Annotated in this window: 9 protein-coding genes; 2 read left to right on the top strand and 7 right to left on the bottom strand. The window is 71.9% G+C overall.

The genetic code is table 11. The features are described from left to right. Nucleotides 1–15: 15 nt before the first annotated feature. The gene (locus HKK74_RS02475; protein WP_187241292.1) at nt 16–1,935 is read right to left on the bottom strand and encodes a beta-propeller domain-containing protein; all 1,920 of its coding nucleotides are present in this window, start codon (nt 1,933–1,935) and stop codon (nt 16–18) included. A 189-nt stretch (nt 1,936–2,124) separates the two neighbouring features. On the opposite strand from HKK74_RS02475, the gene HKK74_RS02470 reads away from it, so the two are divergent. Beyond that, on the top strand, nt 2,125–2,814 hold the full coding sequence (locus HKK74_RS02470; protein WP_246491109.1) for an acetamidase/formamidase family protein: 690 nt from the start codon (nt 2,125–2,127) through the stop codon (nt 2,812–2,814). Between the two features lie 47 nt (nt 2,815–2,861). Here the strand turns inward: HKK74_RS02470 and HKK74_RS02465 are convergent, their stop codons facing one another. Continuing rightward, nucleotides 2,862–4,448: a tetratricopeptide repeat protein gene (locus HKK74_RS02465; RefSeq protein ID WP_187241291.1), complete on the bottom strand. Its 1,587-nt coding sequence runs from the start codon at nt 4,446–4,448 to the stop codon at nt 2,862–2,864. A gap of 201 nt (nt 4,449–4,649) precedes the next feature. Next, a complete protein-coding gene (locus HKK74_RS02460; RefSeq protein WP_187241290.1) occupies nt 4,650–5,855 on the bottom strand; it encodes an MFS transporter in 1,206 nt (401 codons plus the stop codon). Nucleotides 5,856–5,976: 121 nt separating this feature from the next. On the opposite strand from HKK74_RS02460, the gene HKK74_RS02455 reads away from it, so the two are divergent. Further along, nucleotides 5,977–7,167 carry an ROK family transcriptional regulator gene (locus HKK74_RS02455; RefSeq protein ID WP_222721748.1) on the top strand — a complete coding sequence of 397 codons (1,191 nt, stop codon included), beginning with the start codon at nt 5,977–5,979 and terminating at the stop codon, nt 7,165–7,167. Between the two features lie 36 nt (nt 7,168–7,203). Here the strand turns inward: HKK74_RS02455 and HKK74_RS02450 are convergent, their stop codons facing one another. From HKK74_RS02450 to HKK74_RS02435, 4 genes are all read right to left on the bottom strand, one after another. Next, nucleotides 7,204–8,748, bottom strand: a complete 1,545-nt coding sequence (locus tag HKK74_RS02450; RefSeq protein ID WP_187241289.1) for a beta-1,3-glucanase family protein — start codon at nt 8,746–8,748, stop codon at nt 7,204–7,206. Further along, the gene (locus HKK74_RS39550; RefSeq protein ID WP_187241288.1) at nt 8,745–10,304 is read right to left on the bottom strand and encodes a ThuA domain-containing protein; all 1,560 of its coding nucleotides are present in this window, start codon (nt 10,302–10,304) and stop codon (nt 8,745–8,747) included. Before HKK74_RS39550 ends, HKK74_RS02450 begins: the two co-directional genes overlap by 4 nt. Further along, nucleotides 10,297–13,134 carry a PQQ-dependent sugar dehydrogenase gene (locus HKK74_RS02440; protein ID WP_187241287.1) on the bottom strand — a complete coding sequence of 946 codons (2,838 nt, stop codon included), beginning with the start codon at nt 13,132–13,134 and terminating at the stop codon, nt 10,297–10,299. The genes HKK74_RS39550 and HKK74_RS02440 overlap by 8 nt, the downstream gene beginning before the upstream one ends. 79 nt (nt 13,135–13,213) lie before the next feature. Then, entirely contained in the window at nt 13,214–14,977 is a 1,764-nt protein-coding gene (locus HKK74_RS02435) for a discoidin domain-containing protein (protein WP_187241286.1), read from the bottom strand. Nucleotides 14,978–15,145 lie beyond the last annotated feature (168 nt).

The following is a 15,145-nucleotide window of genomic DNA, read 5'->3' as shown; positions in this document are numbered from 1 at the left end:
CGGGGTCGTGCCCGGTCAGAACCGGATCCAGGCGCGTTCGTCGAGGTCGGTCACGGCGTTGGCGCGCAGGCCGGTGTCGGACACGGTCCACAGGGTGTCACCGATGACCAGGGACCGGCGGATCTGTGAGCGCGGGTGCTCGATCGTGCCGAGCCTGGTCACGCGGTCGCCGGTCACCCTCAGCGCCAGCGCCGATCCGCCGCCCTGGTACGTGGTGATCGGTACGACGGTGAGGCCGGTCCGCGGCCAGTACAGGAACGCGTGCGCGTCGAACTCGGTCTCGGTGCTCGTGTCCGGCAGATGGAAGCGGGACAGCCGTTTCGGCTGCCCGGTCACGTCGAACAGGGACACCTGGAGGCCCAGAGTGCGGCCTTCGCCGCTCGCCTCCTGGCCGACGCCGAGCAGGCGCCCGTCGCCCGCGGGATGCAGGTACGCCGAGTAACCGGTGATCTTCAGTTCGCCGGTGACCTTCGGCCGGGCGGGGTCGCGCAGGTCCAGCGTGTAGAGCGGGTCCACCTGCCGGAACGTCACCACGTATCCGGTCGGTCCGATGAAGCGCACCGAATAGATGCGCTCTCCCTTGCCGAGCCCGCCGACACTGCCGACGACATCGAGTCTCGCGCCGTTCTGGGCCAGGACGCGCACCGTGCTGCTGGATCGGCCGTTGCCGGGATCACTGGTGGTGGCGACCCGTAGCCGCCCTTCGTACTCCGACAGGGCGTACTGGTTGAGCAGAGTGCCGGGAACCGAGCCCGAGGCGGCGTAGCGCGGGGGTCCCGTGCCGCTGACATCGAACCGGTGGATGTCCGTCCGCGCGACCGGCGGCTCCACCGGTTTCATCGCGGTGCCGGGACCGCCGGGGGCGGTGCCATAGTCGGTGTCGCTGACGTAGAGGCTCGATCCGGTGCCGTAGACGGTACGGCCCTTCGTCACCACGCTGACCGGATCGGCGTCGTTGATGCCGGCGCCGAGATCGAACGTCAGCACGCTGATGATCGAGGTATCGGTGGAGCCGGCCGGCTGGCTCACCCGCTCACACGGCACCCTCAGGCGCTGCCGGTTCGTGCCGGTCGTCACCTCGTAACTCGGCAGCCAGGCCTCCAGCGGAGCGCGGCGTACGGCTTGGCGGTTCTCAGCGAGGGCGTCGACCTCGGAGCGGTCCGGCCGTGCCTGCGTGAAGTCGATGCGCGGCGTGGACCGGAACACCACGCGGGCCGTCGGGCCCGTCTGGCGGGCGTCGAGGTACTCGCCGTCGGCGGTCAGCGTGCTGACGACCCGCGGCTCGCCGCTCAAGTCGACCAGCAGCAGCCGCATCCGCGGACCGGTCGGCGCGGGGTCCGCCACTTCGACGTTGTCGCGCTGGATCATGCCGAGACGGTGATCGGGCAAGATCACTATCGCCCTGTCACCGGCCAGCAGCAGGTTCTCGCTGCCGACCTGGGAGTTCACCTCGGGCAGCGTCAGGGTGCCGGTGACCTTGCGGTCGGCGGCGTCGACGACGCGCAGGCGACCGCGGGCGACCGTGACGATGCGGCGGCCGTCGGTCTTGACCAGATCCGGCTCGTCCACCCCGGCCTCGTGCACGTTGGTGCTCGAATGCTCCGGGGCCTGCTTCGCGGCCGCGCCCGGCGCCTCCGGGACCGCCGCGTCGCCCCGCGCCGACTCGGCACCGGGCAGTCCGCGGCCCGCGAGGGCGGCCCGGCCCTGGTTGCCGTCCGGGAGGCCGTACGGCCCCACCACCTTCTCGGCGGACTTGCGCAGCCGGGAGAGCAACTCGGTGCAGTCGGTATAGGCGACCAGCCGCATCGGCGGGGCGGGCGCCGACGAGGCCGTGGCCTCGGTCTTCGAGCCGCCCTCGCCGCTGCAACCGGCGACCAGGACGAGCACGGAGAGGGTTAGCGCGGACCAGGAGAGTCGTCGACCCGGGGAGCCCATTCACCTTGGACGGGGCATCGGATATTTCGGTTCCATCCGTTTCGCCGGAGTGATTCATCTCGCGCTGACGACCCGTCGCGACATGCAGACCTGGACATTACTGGACGTTAAAGGTCCGGAAACGGGTCCGAAACAACGGGAAGCGGAAGATGCACTCAGGGACTCCTCCCGTCAGAAGGGACCACGTCGTTGCTGCTCTCACTCGCCACGCCTCCGCGGCGGAACGCGCAGGCCGTACCCGGGCACCACCGATGGCATCCCGAGATCCCCGCGGTGGCCGAAGTGATCACGGGCGGATCGGTCCGCATGGAGTGCCAGGGCCGCGACCGCCTCGCCGACGGTTCGCCGAGCGCCGAACCGGTGCTCTGCGGCCCGATCGCGGTGATGGGCGCTGAGCCCGGCGATGTCATCACCGTCGACGTCCTCGGCATCGGCCGCACCGATGGCAGGTACGGGGGCATCGGGCACCCCGGCGTGATCGGCTGTGCGCCGGCGCCGGACGCGATGACCGGGCCGGCTCATGGGAACGGTCCGAACCCCGGGGCCGGCGCTCCACTGCTCGGGCACGTGGGTCCCGGGCTGGCCTCGTACGAGAGGATCGCGGGCGAGGCCCGCACGACCGCGGCACGCGGCCGCGAAGTCGCCACCTGCTCCATCGCCCCGCTCGTGCCCGGCTCCCGCATCCTGCTCCCGGTGCACGTGCCCGGTGCGAAGCTCTCGGTCGGAGACCTGCACTTCCCGTGGGCCGGTGCTCAGGATTGCGTGCTCGCGCCGCTGGCCGGCTGGATCGATCTGCGGATCCACCTCACCAAGCGCGGTGTCGAACGCTTCCGGATCAGCGGCCCATTGCTGATGCCCGACCCGTCTCCCGCCGCCTGAGGGACGGCTCAGTCCCACGCGAGACGCCGGGTGAACCGGCGCCAGTGTCAGTTCACCGCGCGGCGGTACCACTCACGGGCCTCGCCGGCCCGCCCCGTCCGTTCGAGCACGGCTCCGAGCTGGTTCATTGCGTCGACGTCGCCGGTCTCGGCGGCCGCTCGGAACCAGCGCACGGCCTCGTCGAGGCGGCCGGTCCGCCGGAAGTGGTTGGCGAGGTTGTACATGGCGTCGACGTGGCCGGCCGCGGCCGCCTGGCGGTAAAGTCGCTCGCCCTCGTCGGCGCGCTCGGTCTCGACGAGGATGATCGCCAGGTTGTACAGGGCGGATGGTTCGCCGACCTCGATCCCGCGCCGGTACCACTGTTCGGCCTCGTCCAGCTCGCCGCGCTGCTTGAGCATGACGCCCAGTTCGCTGACGGCCCCGTTGTTGCCGTTGCCTGCGGCACGGCGGAGCCACCACTCGGCCTGCCACGTCCGCCCGGTCTCCTTGAGCAGCAGGGCGAGCATGCACATGACATCGGTGTCGCCCTCCTCCGCGTGCTGCCGGTACCACTCCTCGGCGTCCTTGATCCGGCCGGCCTGTTCGAGCAGTACTCCCTCGCTGCGCGCGGCGCGGCGATGGGCTCGGCCCGCCTCCTCGCGCCATGGCTGCGCCTCGCCGTCCCGGCCGGTGCTCTTCAGTAGAACGCACAGGTTGTACATCGCGGCGGTGTCGCCGGCCTCGGCGGCCGTACGGAACCGTTGCTCGGCCTCCTCGGCCCGCCCGGCCGCACTGTGCAGCAGCCCGACGGCGTTGATCGAGTACGGGACATCGGCGTCGGCGGCTCGACCGAGCCATTCCGCCGCCTCTTCGGTACGCCCCGACTCCTTGAGCAACAGCCCGAGGTTGTGCGCGGCGGGGATGTGCCGGCCCGTCACCATGGCCTTCAGGTACCACTGCTCCGCCTCTTCGGTGCGGCCGGTCTCGGCCAGCAGCGTGCCGAGGCGGGTCATCGCGCCGGCGTGGCCGGCGTCTGCGGCGCGCCGGTAGGGCTCGAGCACCGCGTCGTCGTCATCGGGGGCGGTCAGCGCGGCCAGCTGGTCCAGAGCCAGATCGTTGCCCGCCTCGGCCGACCGCCGGAACCAGTCCGCGGCCTCCCCGGCCCGTCCGGTCTGCATGAGCAGGATGCCGAGGTTGTATATGGCATCGGTGTTGCCGGCCTCGATGGCGCGCCAGTACCAGCGCTCGGCGTCCGCGCTCCGCTTGTCCCGCTTGAGGAGGATCGCCAGGTTGTTCATGGCGTCGGCGTCCCCGAGGTCGCTCGCGTGCTGAAGCCACTGCTCCGCCTCCCCGAGCCGGCCGGTTCGCTCGAGCAGGAGTCCGAGGCTGAACATCGGGGCGGTGTTGCCGGCGTCGATGGAACGCCGGAACAGCGCCTCGGCCTCTTCGGTGCGTTCCGCGCGTTCGAGCAGGATCCCGAGGTTGTTCATGGCGACGGGATGGCCGGCCTCGACCGCGCGCCGGTACCAGTCCTCGGCGGCCGCGGTACGACCGCCGTCGAAGAGCAGGTTGCCCAGTTCGGTCATGGCATCGGCGTCACCGCGCTCGGCGGCCCTCCACAACCGCCCCTCGTTCATGTCTCCGGACGTCGTCAACGTGGCCTCCCACCATGATCCGAGCCTGCTCGCGACGCAAGCTCACCACTGCCCGATGGCACTGTCCACCCCGGTCAGCGAACCGGTGGAAGGTATGTGGCGACCACCCCGCCGGAGAGTTGGCGCTTGACGGTGTGGAAGTCCCACCACGAGATCTTCACGGCGGTGGCCTGTGGTCCTGAGCGCCGCCGACGTCCTGTTCTACGCCATGTCGTCCTGAGCCGTGGTGCGGGGCCCTGGACGCACTCCGGCCGCCCCGCGCGCGAGCCGCACGGCGCAGCGGATCAGGAACACGAGCAGCAGCGAAGGCGTCAGCAGCGTGGCGACGCGCAGATCCGCGGCGTCGGCGAGCGTGCCCAGGAGCACGGGCGCCGCTCCGATGGCCACCCCGGAGGCGAGAGCGCACCGCGCGGCCGCCACGCTCGGGTCGGCCGGCCAGGCCGCGAGCGTCTGCGCGAGCGTGACCGGGTAGAGCAGCGCGACGCCGAGCCCGGTGATGGCCAGCCCCGTGATCGCGACCGCCGGTGGGCCGCCCGCCCAGAAGAGGGCGAAGCCCGCCGTGGCCAGGCCGGCCGAGCCCGCCAGCAGCGGCACCGGCGCGGCGACGAGCCGGGTCACCGGGCCGATCACCGCGCGGCCGATCGCCATGCCGAGGACGAAGGCGGCCGCCGCCGTGACGGCCGCGTCCGCGCCGATGCCGCTCTCGGTCTGCAGGAAGTCCGCCGCCCAGAACAGCACGCAGAACTCCACGGCCACGACGAGGACGAGATCGAGCCACCACCCCGCGAACTCGGGGGACCAGCGGCGGGTGTGTCCCTCGGCCCTCGCCGGGGCCACCGTCCCCACCGCCGTCGGGTGATCTCGCCTTGGAGCGCTCGCCGTCAGGAGGATGACGAGCGCCGCCGCGGCCAGCGGGAGGACGAGGTAGCCGGGCCGCCAGCCGAGGTCCGCGCCCAGCGCCGCGCCGACGATCAGCGGGGCGAGCACCGACGCGCCGCTGGCCACCGCGTTGGCCTCACTGATCGGCTCGGTGGCCGGGTCGCCGTGTTCGGCGCGCAGGGCGGCCGGGACGAGTTGTACGAGTCCGGCGCCGCCGGTGCCCAGCACGAGCGCCCCGGCACCGGTGATCAGGCGGTCGGTGCCGGCGGCGAGGATCACGGCTCCGGTACCCAGCAGGGCCAGCGCGGCCGGCACGGCGAATCGCCCGAGCAGCCGGTTCAGGTGATGTCCCGCGACCCCGACGATGATCAGTCCGGCCGCGAAGGCCGACGGGTAGAGCCCGACCTCGACCCGGCTCAGCCCGCGCTCCTCCTGCAGCCGCGGGAGGATCGCGCCGAGACCGGTGAGCAGGTAACCGAGGCAGCCGAGGGCGGCGTAGAGGCCGAGCGTGTTGCGGGTCCTGCTCACGGCGGTTCACCTGCTCCGGCACCGCGCGGCGGTCGTGGAGCCACCGCGCTCGACCTGTCTCGGGGGAGCGTTCCAATTTCCTCGCGTGACGAGGATAAAACGCCGGGGGGAGAATGTCACCATGCGCGAAGCCGTTCCCCGGGCACGTGCCCTCCGTAGGCAGGGGGCGCTGGCGGTGCTCCGCCACGTCCACGCCCATCCGGAGGTGACGCGTGCGGAGCTGACGCGGGCGCTCGGGCTCAGTAGTGGCTCGGCCACCGAGATCACCGCCCGCCTCAAGGCACTGCGGCTCGTCGACGAGGTCAGCGCACCGCCCACCGGTGGACGCGGGCGTCCCTCGCCCGCGCTGACCGCCCATCCCGAGGGCCCGCTCGTCTGCGCCGTCGACGTCGGCCACGAACGGTGGCGGGTGGTCACGGTGGAGCTGGGCGGAGCGCTTCTCGACGAGAGCACGGGGCGGCACCGCGACCGGGACTCGGGTGCCGTGCTCGCCGTGCTGCGCCGGCGGATCGCCGAGGCCAGGGAACGGCACGGCCACCGCCTGCGCGCGGTGGCGGTGGCGGTGGCCGGCACCGTGCAGGGCACCCGGATCGTGCAGGCGTCCACCCTGCGATGGCGCGACGTGACGCTCGACGGCCTGTGCCCGGACCCGTCCATACCGCTGCTCGCCGGAAACGACGCCTCCCTGGCCGGGCTGGCCGAGGCCAGACGGGGGGCCGGTGCGGGCGTCAAGGCACTGCTCCACCTCACGGTCGAAGTGGGCATCGGGGGTGTCCTCGTGATGGACGGGCGGATGATGACCGGCGCCACCGACGCCGGTGGCGAGTTCGGCCATCTGCCCTTCGGCGACCCTCGGCGGCGCTGCCCCTGCGGGGCCCACGGGTGCTGGGACCTGGAGGTCGACGGGCGGGCGATGGCCCGCGCGCTCGGCCGGCCCGCCCCGCACGACCCGCGCGCCGACGCGGACGTCATCCTCGCCGAGGCCGCCTCGGGCGACCCGGCGTCCCGCGCCGCCGTCGGCACGGCCGCCACCGCCCTCGGCCGGGGCGTCGCCGGGCTCGTCAACGCACTCGACCCCGCCCTGGTGACGCTGTCCGGCCTCGGTTGCGGCCTCATCGAGACGGCGCCCGAGGAACTGGGCTCCGCCTATCTCGGCGGGCTCATGAGCTTCCGTCACGACGACCCGCCCCCGCTGCTGGCCTCGACCCTGCGCGGCGACGGCACCATCATCGGCGGCGCCGAGGTCGGCTTCGACGCCATCCTCACCGACGAGGGCCTGGAGAGCTGGTCCGCGGCCGTCGCCGGCGCCTGATCGCGTGATCACGGGGGAGCGGGCGGGACGTGGGGATCAGGTGCCGTACACCTCCATCTCCCAGAGGGAGTAGCCGTAGGGGGTGGCGCGCTGGGTGCCGTACACACGGACATGCCGGGCCGCCACGGCGGGGAACGTGACGTCGTCGGTCCCGCCGTCGCCCGCCGCCGTGCTGTGGACGGTCGACCAGGCGGTGCCGTTGGTGGAGGTCTCGATCCGGTACGCCCTCGCGTAGGCCGCCTCCCATCGCAGCCGCACCCGGCTCACCGTGCGGGCCGAGCCGAGGTCGACCGATACCCACTGCGGGTCGGCGAACGCCGACGACCAGCGCGTCCCCGCGTTGCCGTCGACCACGTTGCCGGCCGCGAGACCCGCCCCCTCGGTGGAGGAGGCGGTGGCGGGGCGTCCCGCGGACAGCAACGTGGGGTCATCGCCCCCGCCGCCGAACGGGGTCAGCGTCACGGTGAACGAGGTGGGTGCCAGGTCCTGGATGTAGGAGGCGAAGTCGAGCACGTCGTCGAAGGCGAAGCCGTACGCCCGGCCGTCGATGGTGTTCTCGTGCATGACCCGGGAGTAGTGGTTGGTGAGCGGCGTTCGGTAGTACAGCGCCGGGTCGGTCGTCGGCTGGGCGGCATGGTCGCGCAGCACGGCGCGGTTGAACGCGGCGCCGAGCACGGCCGCGACGGGGCCGGTCCGCCCGTCGTTCGGCGCGCCCAGCGCCCCGTCGCAGAAGAAAACGTCCTTGGTGGTCGGCTTCCGGAACGCCGCGACCCCGCCGCCGAAGGTGAGCAGGTCGCCCTGGACCCGGGCCGTGTAGGTGGTCGCGTTGATCCGAACGCTCAGGTCGGTGGTGCGGTACTTCGCCCACACCTCGTCGATGTACGGCGCGAGATAGTCCGGTGCGAACAGGCCGGCGTTGATGCCGTGCCCAGGAGCGATCACCCGGAGGTCGTCGCCGATGATGAGCCGCCGGAAGTCGGGCAGCGCCCTGAGCGCCTCGAACACGCGCGCGCGGCCACCGGCCTTGAACGTGCCGGTGGTCTGGTTCTGGGCTCCGACGAGCCGGATGGCCATCGGGATGCTCAGCATGTCCACCATGGTCGTGTTGCAGAACATCCCGCCCGGGCCGAACGTGAACTCGACGCAGTCGTGCAGGACCGGGTAGCTCGGGTCCGCGGACACCCAGCCGGCGGGGTACTGGAATGCCGACCGCCCGCCCCCGTCCGTGACGACCCGGAACTTCAGTTTCTGCTCGATCGAGAAGTAGATCCGGCCCGACATGTGCGGCAGGCTCGGCGGCGGCGCGGTGATCGGCACGGACAGGTCCGCGTAACCATCGGGCCCGTTGAGCGCGGGGGAGGCGGGGACGAACGTACCGTCGCCCCGTACGTAGCCCTGCTGCCCGGTCGTGAGGTCGCTGCCGACCACGTACATCCAGATCGAGCCGCTCGCGAAGCGGCCGGTGTCGTTCGCCACGGACAGCGGCAGCCGCTCGGCGGCGAGCGCCGCGGGAACGCGCACTGACGAGAGGACACCGGCCGCGAGCGCGGTTCCGAGGAAGGTCCGCCTGGTGAGCGTCATGTTCCGTGCACCTCCATTTCCCAGAGGGAGTAGCCGTACGGGGTGGCGCGCTGGGTGCCGTACATGCGCACGTAGCGGGCGGACACCGGCGCGAGGGTGATGTCGTCGGTGGCGCCGTCACCGGTGGTGGTGCTGTGGGCGCTCGTCCAGGTGGTGCCGTTGGTCGAGGTCTCGATGCGGTAGGCCCTGCCGTACGCGGCCTCCCATTGCAGCACCACGCGGTTGACCGAGCGGGTGGAGCCGAGGTCGATCGAGATCCACTGCGGGTCGGAGAACGCCGACGACCACCGCGTCCCGGCGTTGCCGTCCACGACGGCGCTCGCGGGGAAGCCGGCGTCCTCCGTCGAGGAGGCTGTCACAGGACGGTTCGCCGACAGCAGGCCCGACGCGGGCGGCGGGGTTGAGTCCCGGGTCACGGTGAAGTCGTCGAGGTCGAACAGCGACCCCGCGCCACCGGTGAACACCAGGTGCAGCGGACCGCTCCCCGTCCCCGTGAGGGTCGTGGACACGTTCTGCCAGGTCTCCCAGCCGCCGGTCACCGGCACCTGTGCCGAGCCCAGCAACGCGCCGGTCGGTGAACCCGCCCGTACCTGGATCGTGCCGCCGGCGCCCGCCGAGGCGACCCGGGCGGTGAAACCCCTGGCCTGGGCCGACTCGACCGGCGCGAAGCCGAGCCAGTCGCCGTTGTCGATGTAGCCGACCGCCCGGCCGCCGTGCGCGGAGGCCTTGGTGACGATCTGCGTCCCCGACTGGGCCGAGAAGCCCTCGGCCTCCACCGTCGGCGACGACGGGGGCGGCGGGGCCGAGCAGTCGGCGGCCACCGCGCCCGCCGCGTACCGGACACCGCCGAGCAGGTGTGCGCGGAAGGCCGGCTCGGAGTACGACTCGATCGTGTGCCCGAGGCCGGTGTACCACGACCGGCCGCCGCGGTAGGCCTGGCACCAGGCGATCGGGTGATCGCCGCCCATCGACCCGCCGGTGTAGGTCGACTCGTCCAGCGTGGCCAGCACGTGCACGGTGCCGCGCGGGTTGGTGCGGTAGTTGTACAGCTCGTCGGTGCGCTGCCAAGCGGCCGGCAGATGCGCCGTCGAGGGGTGCGCCCTGTCCTCCACGCGGATGGTGGCCTGCTGAATGGCCGGGTGGGAGGCGAAGTAGGCGCCGACGAGCCCGCCGTAGAAGGGCCAGTCGTACTCCGTGTCGGCGGCGGCGTGGACGCCCGCGTACCCGCCGCCCGCGGTGATGTAGGACTCGAACGCGGTCTGCTGGGCGGCGTTGAGCACGTCGCCGGTCGTCAGCAGGAAGACGATCGCCTGGTAGCCCGACAGGTTGGCGGTGGTGAAGGCGCCGGCGTCCTCGGTGGCGTCGACGGTGAAGTCGTTCGCCGCTCCGAGCTCGCGCAACGCGGTGATTCCCGCGGGGATCGCGTCGTGCCGGAAACCGGCGGTCTTGGAGAAGACCAGGATCCGGAACGGGGCGTCGGCGGCGTTCACGCCCGGAACTGCGACCGTGAGCGCGGCCAGCAGGCCGATCACCAGGACGAGGATGCGTTTACGCACCGTAGACCTCCATTTCCCAGAGGGAGTAGCCGTACGGGGTGGCGCGCTGGGTGCCGTACATGCGCACGTAGCGGGCGGACACCGGCGCGAGGGTGATGTCGTCGGTGGCGCCGTCACCGGTGGTGGTGCTGTGGGCGCTCGTCCAGGTGGTGCCGTTGGTGGACGTCTCGATGCGGTAGGCCCTGCCGTACGCGGCCTCCCATTGCAGCACCACGCGGTTGACCGAGCGGGTGGAGCCGAGGTCGATCGAGATCCACTGCGGGTCGGAGAACGCCGACGACCACCGCGTCCCGGCGTTGCCGTCCACGACGGCGCTCGCGGGGAAGCCTGCGCCCTCCGTCGAGGAGGCCGTGACCGGGCGGTTCGCCGACAGCAGGCCCGACGTGGGAGGCGGCGTGGATCCGCCGCTCAGGGTGAAGTCGTCGACGTCGAACAGCGCGCCCGCGCCGCCGGTGAAGACGAGATAGAGCGTCGTGGTGCCGGCCGGAGCCCCCGACAGCGGCGCGGAGACGTCGGTGAAGGTCTCCCAGCCGCCGGTGGGCGACACCGTGGCCGTGCCGAGCAGCGGGCCCGTCGGTGATCCGGCGCGGACCTGGACCGCCCCGCCGGCCCCGCCGGAGGAGACGCGGGCCGAGAACGACGAGAGCCCCTGGAGGACGTACGGCTGGAAGGCGATCCAGTCGCCGCTCTCGATGTTGCCGACGGTCTTGCCGCCGTGCGCGGCGGCCTTGTCGAACAGCGCGATGCCCTGGGCGGCGGTGTGGTGCTCGGCCTGCTTGGTCCGAGGCTGGGTGACGTGCTGGTCGTGGGTGACGAGCCCGCCGCCGTCGGTGTACTCGGCGTCCCAGACGCCGAACAGGTTCGCCGCGCCGTCGTGCTCGCCGTTGCCCGGCGTCTGGATGGTGCCCGAGCAGCCGGTGCCGGTGGCGAGCGGGTGGCCGTGCTCGTCGTGCCCGAGGATGTACGTGACCTTCACCCGCGAACAGTCGATCGAGGCGTCCTCGGGATCGGTGACGGTGACCCGGTAGGGGACGGCGTCGCCGAAGCCGAATACCTGGCCGTGCGCCGGGAGCTGGAGGCTCACCGTCGGGGCGGTGTTGCCCACGGAGATCGGGACGGTCGACGTGGCGGTCTTGCCGGTGCTGTCCCTGACGGTCAGCGTCGCGTTGTAGGTGCCGTTGGCGGTGAAGGTATGACTCGGGTTCGCCGCCGTCGACGTGCCGCCGTCGCCGAACGCCCAGGAGAAGGTGATCGCGTCGCCGTCCGGGTCGGACGAGCCGGCCGAGGAGAACGCCACGGTCAGCGGGGCCCGTCCGGACGTGGGCGTGGCCGTGGCGTTCGCCACCGGTACCCGGCCCGAGCCGCCGCTGCCGATGTACTCGATCCGGTAGAGCGCGGAGTTCTCGTTGCCGTTGAACCAGCCGGTGCCGTAGTCGAGAACGTAGAGGGCGCCGTCGGGGCCGAACGCCATGTCCATCACCAGCGTCCCCGACCACGGGAACGGCTCGATCGCGCCACGGCTCCCATCGGCGTTGACCGTGATGTCCTTGATCCAGGCCCGCTGGAGCTCACCGGCGAAGAAGTGCCCGTCGAGCGACTGCGGGAACTTCACCGGGGAGCTGACATCGGTGTTGTACCGGTAGACGACGCCGCCCATCGGCGACTCGGCCCCGCAGCCGAACGCCGGCAGTGAGCAGCCGTCGTAGGCGATCCACGCGGGCTTGGCCGGCGGCAGTTTCGACTGCCCCGTGTTGTTGCGCGAGTCGTTGACCGGCCCGCCCGCGCAGTCGTACTTCGCGCCCACCGCGCCCGTCGCGTAGTTGTAGTGCGCGTACGTCTCGGCCGGGGTGTTGTTCCCGGTGCAGTACGGCCAGCCGTAGAAGCCGGGCCCGGTGATCCGGTCGAACTCGACCTGCCCGCCCGGGCCGCGCGCCCCGGCGGCGCCCGCGTCAGGGCCGTAGTCGCCGAGGTACACAGCACCGGTGGCCTTGTCGACGCTCATCCGGAACGGGTTGCGGAAACCCATCGCGTAGATCTCCGGCCGGGTGTTCGGCGTGCCCGGCGGGAACATGTTCCCGGCCGGGATCGAGTACGAGCCGTCGGCGTTCACCTTGATCCGGAGCAGCTTGCCGCGCAGGTCGTTGGTGTTGGCGGCGCCGCGCTGCGCGTCGAGCACCGGGTTGCGGGTGGCCCGGTCGTCGAGCGGGGCGTACCCGTCGTTGAAGCCGGGCTCGGTGTCATCGCCCGTGGTCAGGTAGAGGTTCCCGGCGGCGTCGAAGTCGATGTCACCGCCGACGTGGCAGCACGATCCCCGGCTGGTCTTGACCTCGAGCACGGTGCGTTCGCCGGCGGTGTCGAGGGTGCCGTCGGTGTTCAGCCGGAACCGGGACAGCCGGTTGACGCCGTCGAACCGGGCGAAGTCGGCCGCTGTTCCGTCCAGCGGAGCGCCGCCGGGCGGGGTCGACAGCGGCGGCGCGTAGAAGAGGTAGATGAACCTGTTCGTGGCGAACCCCGGGTCGATCCCGATGCCCTGCATGCCCTCCTCGTCGTTGAAGTAGACGGGGACCCTGCCCGCCACCCTGGTGGTGCCGGCTGCGTCGGTGACACGGATCGTGCCGTCGCGCGCGGTGTGCACGACTGAGCGGTCGGGCAGCACCGCCATCGACATCGGCTCGCCGACCTCCGGGACGCCCTTGGCCAGCGTGACCTGCTGGAAGTGCGCGGGATTCACCGGGTCGGCCGACGCCGGCGCCGGGCCGGCGACCAGCGAGAGGACGAGGAGCAGGGTCGTGAGGAGGGCGGCCTTCGGCCATCGGTTGATCAAAGGCATGGCGGGGTTCCTGACCGGGGCGGGGCGGGGTGGCCCGGTTCCGGTACGGCGCGCGCACGCCGTACCGGAACCGGTGGGATCACTGGTAGACGCGGACGTAGTCGACGAGCATCCGCTGCGGGAGCACCGTGGACGCGTTGGGCGGTCCGGGCCAGTCACCGCCCACGGCGTTGTTGAGGATGATGAAGAACGGGTGGTCGAACACCCAGGGCCCGCGGGTCGCCTCCAGCGAAGCGCGGTCGACGGTGTGCACGACGTTGCCGTCGACGGTGAACCTCATGCCGGAGCTGTTCCAGTCCACGGCGTACGTGTGGAAGGCGGCGGCCCAGTCGCCGCCCGGCAGCGTGAGGGACGAGCCGAACCCACCGGCGCCGAAGTAGGCCGGGGCGTGGAGCGTGGAGTAGGTCTTGTCCGGCTCGCGGCCGATGTGCTCCATGATGTCGATCTCACCGACGTACGGCCACGGCCGGCCCTGGCTGAAGAAGTCGGCGCCGAGCAGCCAGAACGCCGGCCACAGGCCCGTGGTGCCGCTGACCTTGATCCGCGCCTCGACCCGGCCGTAGGTGAACGTGTACCGGCCGTAGGTGTTGAGCCGTGACGAGGTGTACTGGCAGGTGGTGCTACCGCTGATCGGGTCGCGCGGGCATGCCGAGCCGGCCGTCGCCTGCCTGCGGGCCTCCATGACGAGGCTGCCGGCGCCGTCCATCGACGCGTTGTCGTTGTTGGTGTAGTACTGCAACTCGTTGTTGACGCCGGGGCCGATCTCGGGCTGCCACTTGGCGGCGTCCGGCCTGGTGCCGGCGGCGCCGTTGAACTCGTCGCTCCAGACCAGCTGCGGCGGCTCGCGCGGGTCGGGCGGCAGCGGCGGCGGGGTGATCGGGGCGCCGCCGGTGCCGTACACCTGGAACTCCCAGAGCGAGTAGCCGTACGCCCCGCTCCGCTTGGTGCCGTACATCCGGACGTAGCGGCCGGTGCCGTTCACGGTGAGGTTCTGCCGGAAGCCGGTGCCGGTGGTGGTCGAGTAGATCGTCGTCCAGTTCGCGGCGTCGGCCGAGGTCTGGAGCTGGAAGGCGGTGGCGTAGGCGGGGTCCCACTGCAGCACGACCCGGTGGATCTGAGCGGTCGCGCCGAGGTCGACGTAGATCCAGCCCGGGTCGGTCCAGCCGGTCGTGGAGCTCGTCGCCCAGCGGGTCGCGGGGTCGCGGTCGAACGCCCGGGCCGGCAGGCAGTTGCCGCAGTTCCCGTCGTTCTGCGAGCTGGAGGCCGCGCCCGGACGGCCGTACGAGAGCAGCACGTCGTCGCCCGACGGGGGTGGGGTGGTCCCCCCGTCGGTGACCGTGCGGACGGCGAGTTCCCAGAGCGAGTAGCCGTACTGCGTGGCGCGCTGGGTGCCGTACACGCGCAGGTAGCGGCCGGTGCCCGAGACGGTCAGCGTCTCGGTGCCGCCGGCGCCGGTGGTGGTGGAGTGGATCGAGGTCCAGGCCGAGGCGTTGTCGGACACCTGGATCTGGTAGGCCCGGCCGTAGGCGGCCTCCCAGGTCAGTGTCACGCCGCAGACCGGCACCGACGAACCGAGGTCGACCTGGATCCACTGCGGATCGCTGAAGCCGCTGGACCAGCGCGTGCCGCCGTTGCCGTCCACGGCGGAGGCCGGGCCGAAGCCGGCGTTCTCACTGGACGAGGCGGTGACCGGCTTGCCCTGCGCGGCGTTGGCCGTATCGCAGACGGGCGCGGCCGCGGACCCGGAGACGGGGGTGACGGCGAGATAGGAGGCGAGCACGGCGAAGACGGTGGCGATGATCAGCAAGGGGCGAGCGCGGGCAGGACTGCGGGAAGAGAACACGGCGTCTCCTCAACGGGGCGGGGGGTCGGAGAGCGCTCCCGGAAGCTGAGAGTGCGCTTGTCCGAAAGATCTGTCAAGACCCTTATCAATTCTGTGGAAAGGGTGATCGGGTGTGCCCGCAACGCCGAGTACAGGACGGGGAAAGCCCATCTGAATGATCTTCCGGTC

Source organism: Actinomadura alba (assembly GCF_014323705.1).
In the GTDB taxonomy this organism is placed as follows: domain Bacteria; phylum Actinomycetota; class Actinomycetes; order Streptosporangiales; family Streptosporangiaceae; genus Actinomadura_C; species Actinomadura_C alba.
Note: the sequence above shows the minus strand (reverse complement) of the source record. Positions and strands in the feature narration are given on the sequence as shown.

Excerpts from the sequence above, each read along its gene's own strand:
- HKK74_RS02450 (WP_187241289.1), bottom strand. The coding sequence starts at position 8,748 with ATGACGCTCACCAGGCGGACCTTCCTCGGAACCGCGCTCGCGGCCGGT.
- HKK74_RS02440 (WP_187241287.1), bottom strand. The coding sequence starts at position 13,134 with ATGCCTTTGATCAACCGATGGCCGAAGGCCGCCCTCCTCACGACCCTG.
- HKK74_RS02455 (WP_222721748.1), top strand. The coding sequence starts at position 5,977 with ATGCGCGAAGCCGTTCCCCGGGCACGTGCCCTCCGTAGGCAGGGGGCG.
- HKK74_RS02475 (WP_187241292.1), bottom strand. The coding sequence starts at position 1,935 with ATGGGCTCCCCGGGTCGACGACTCTCCTGGTCCGCGCTAACCCTCTCC.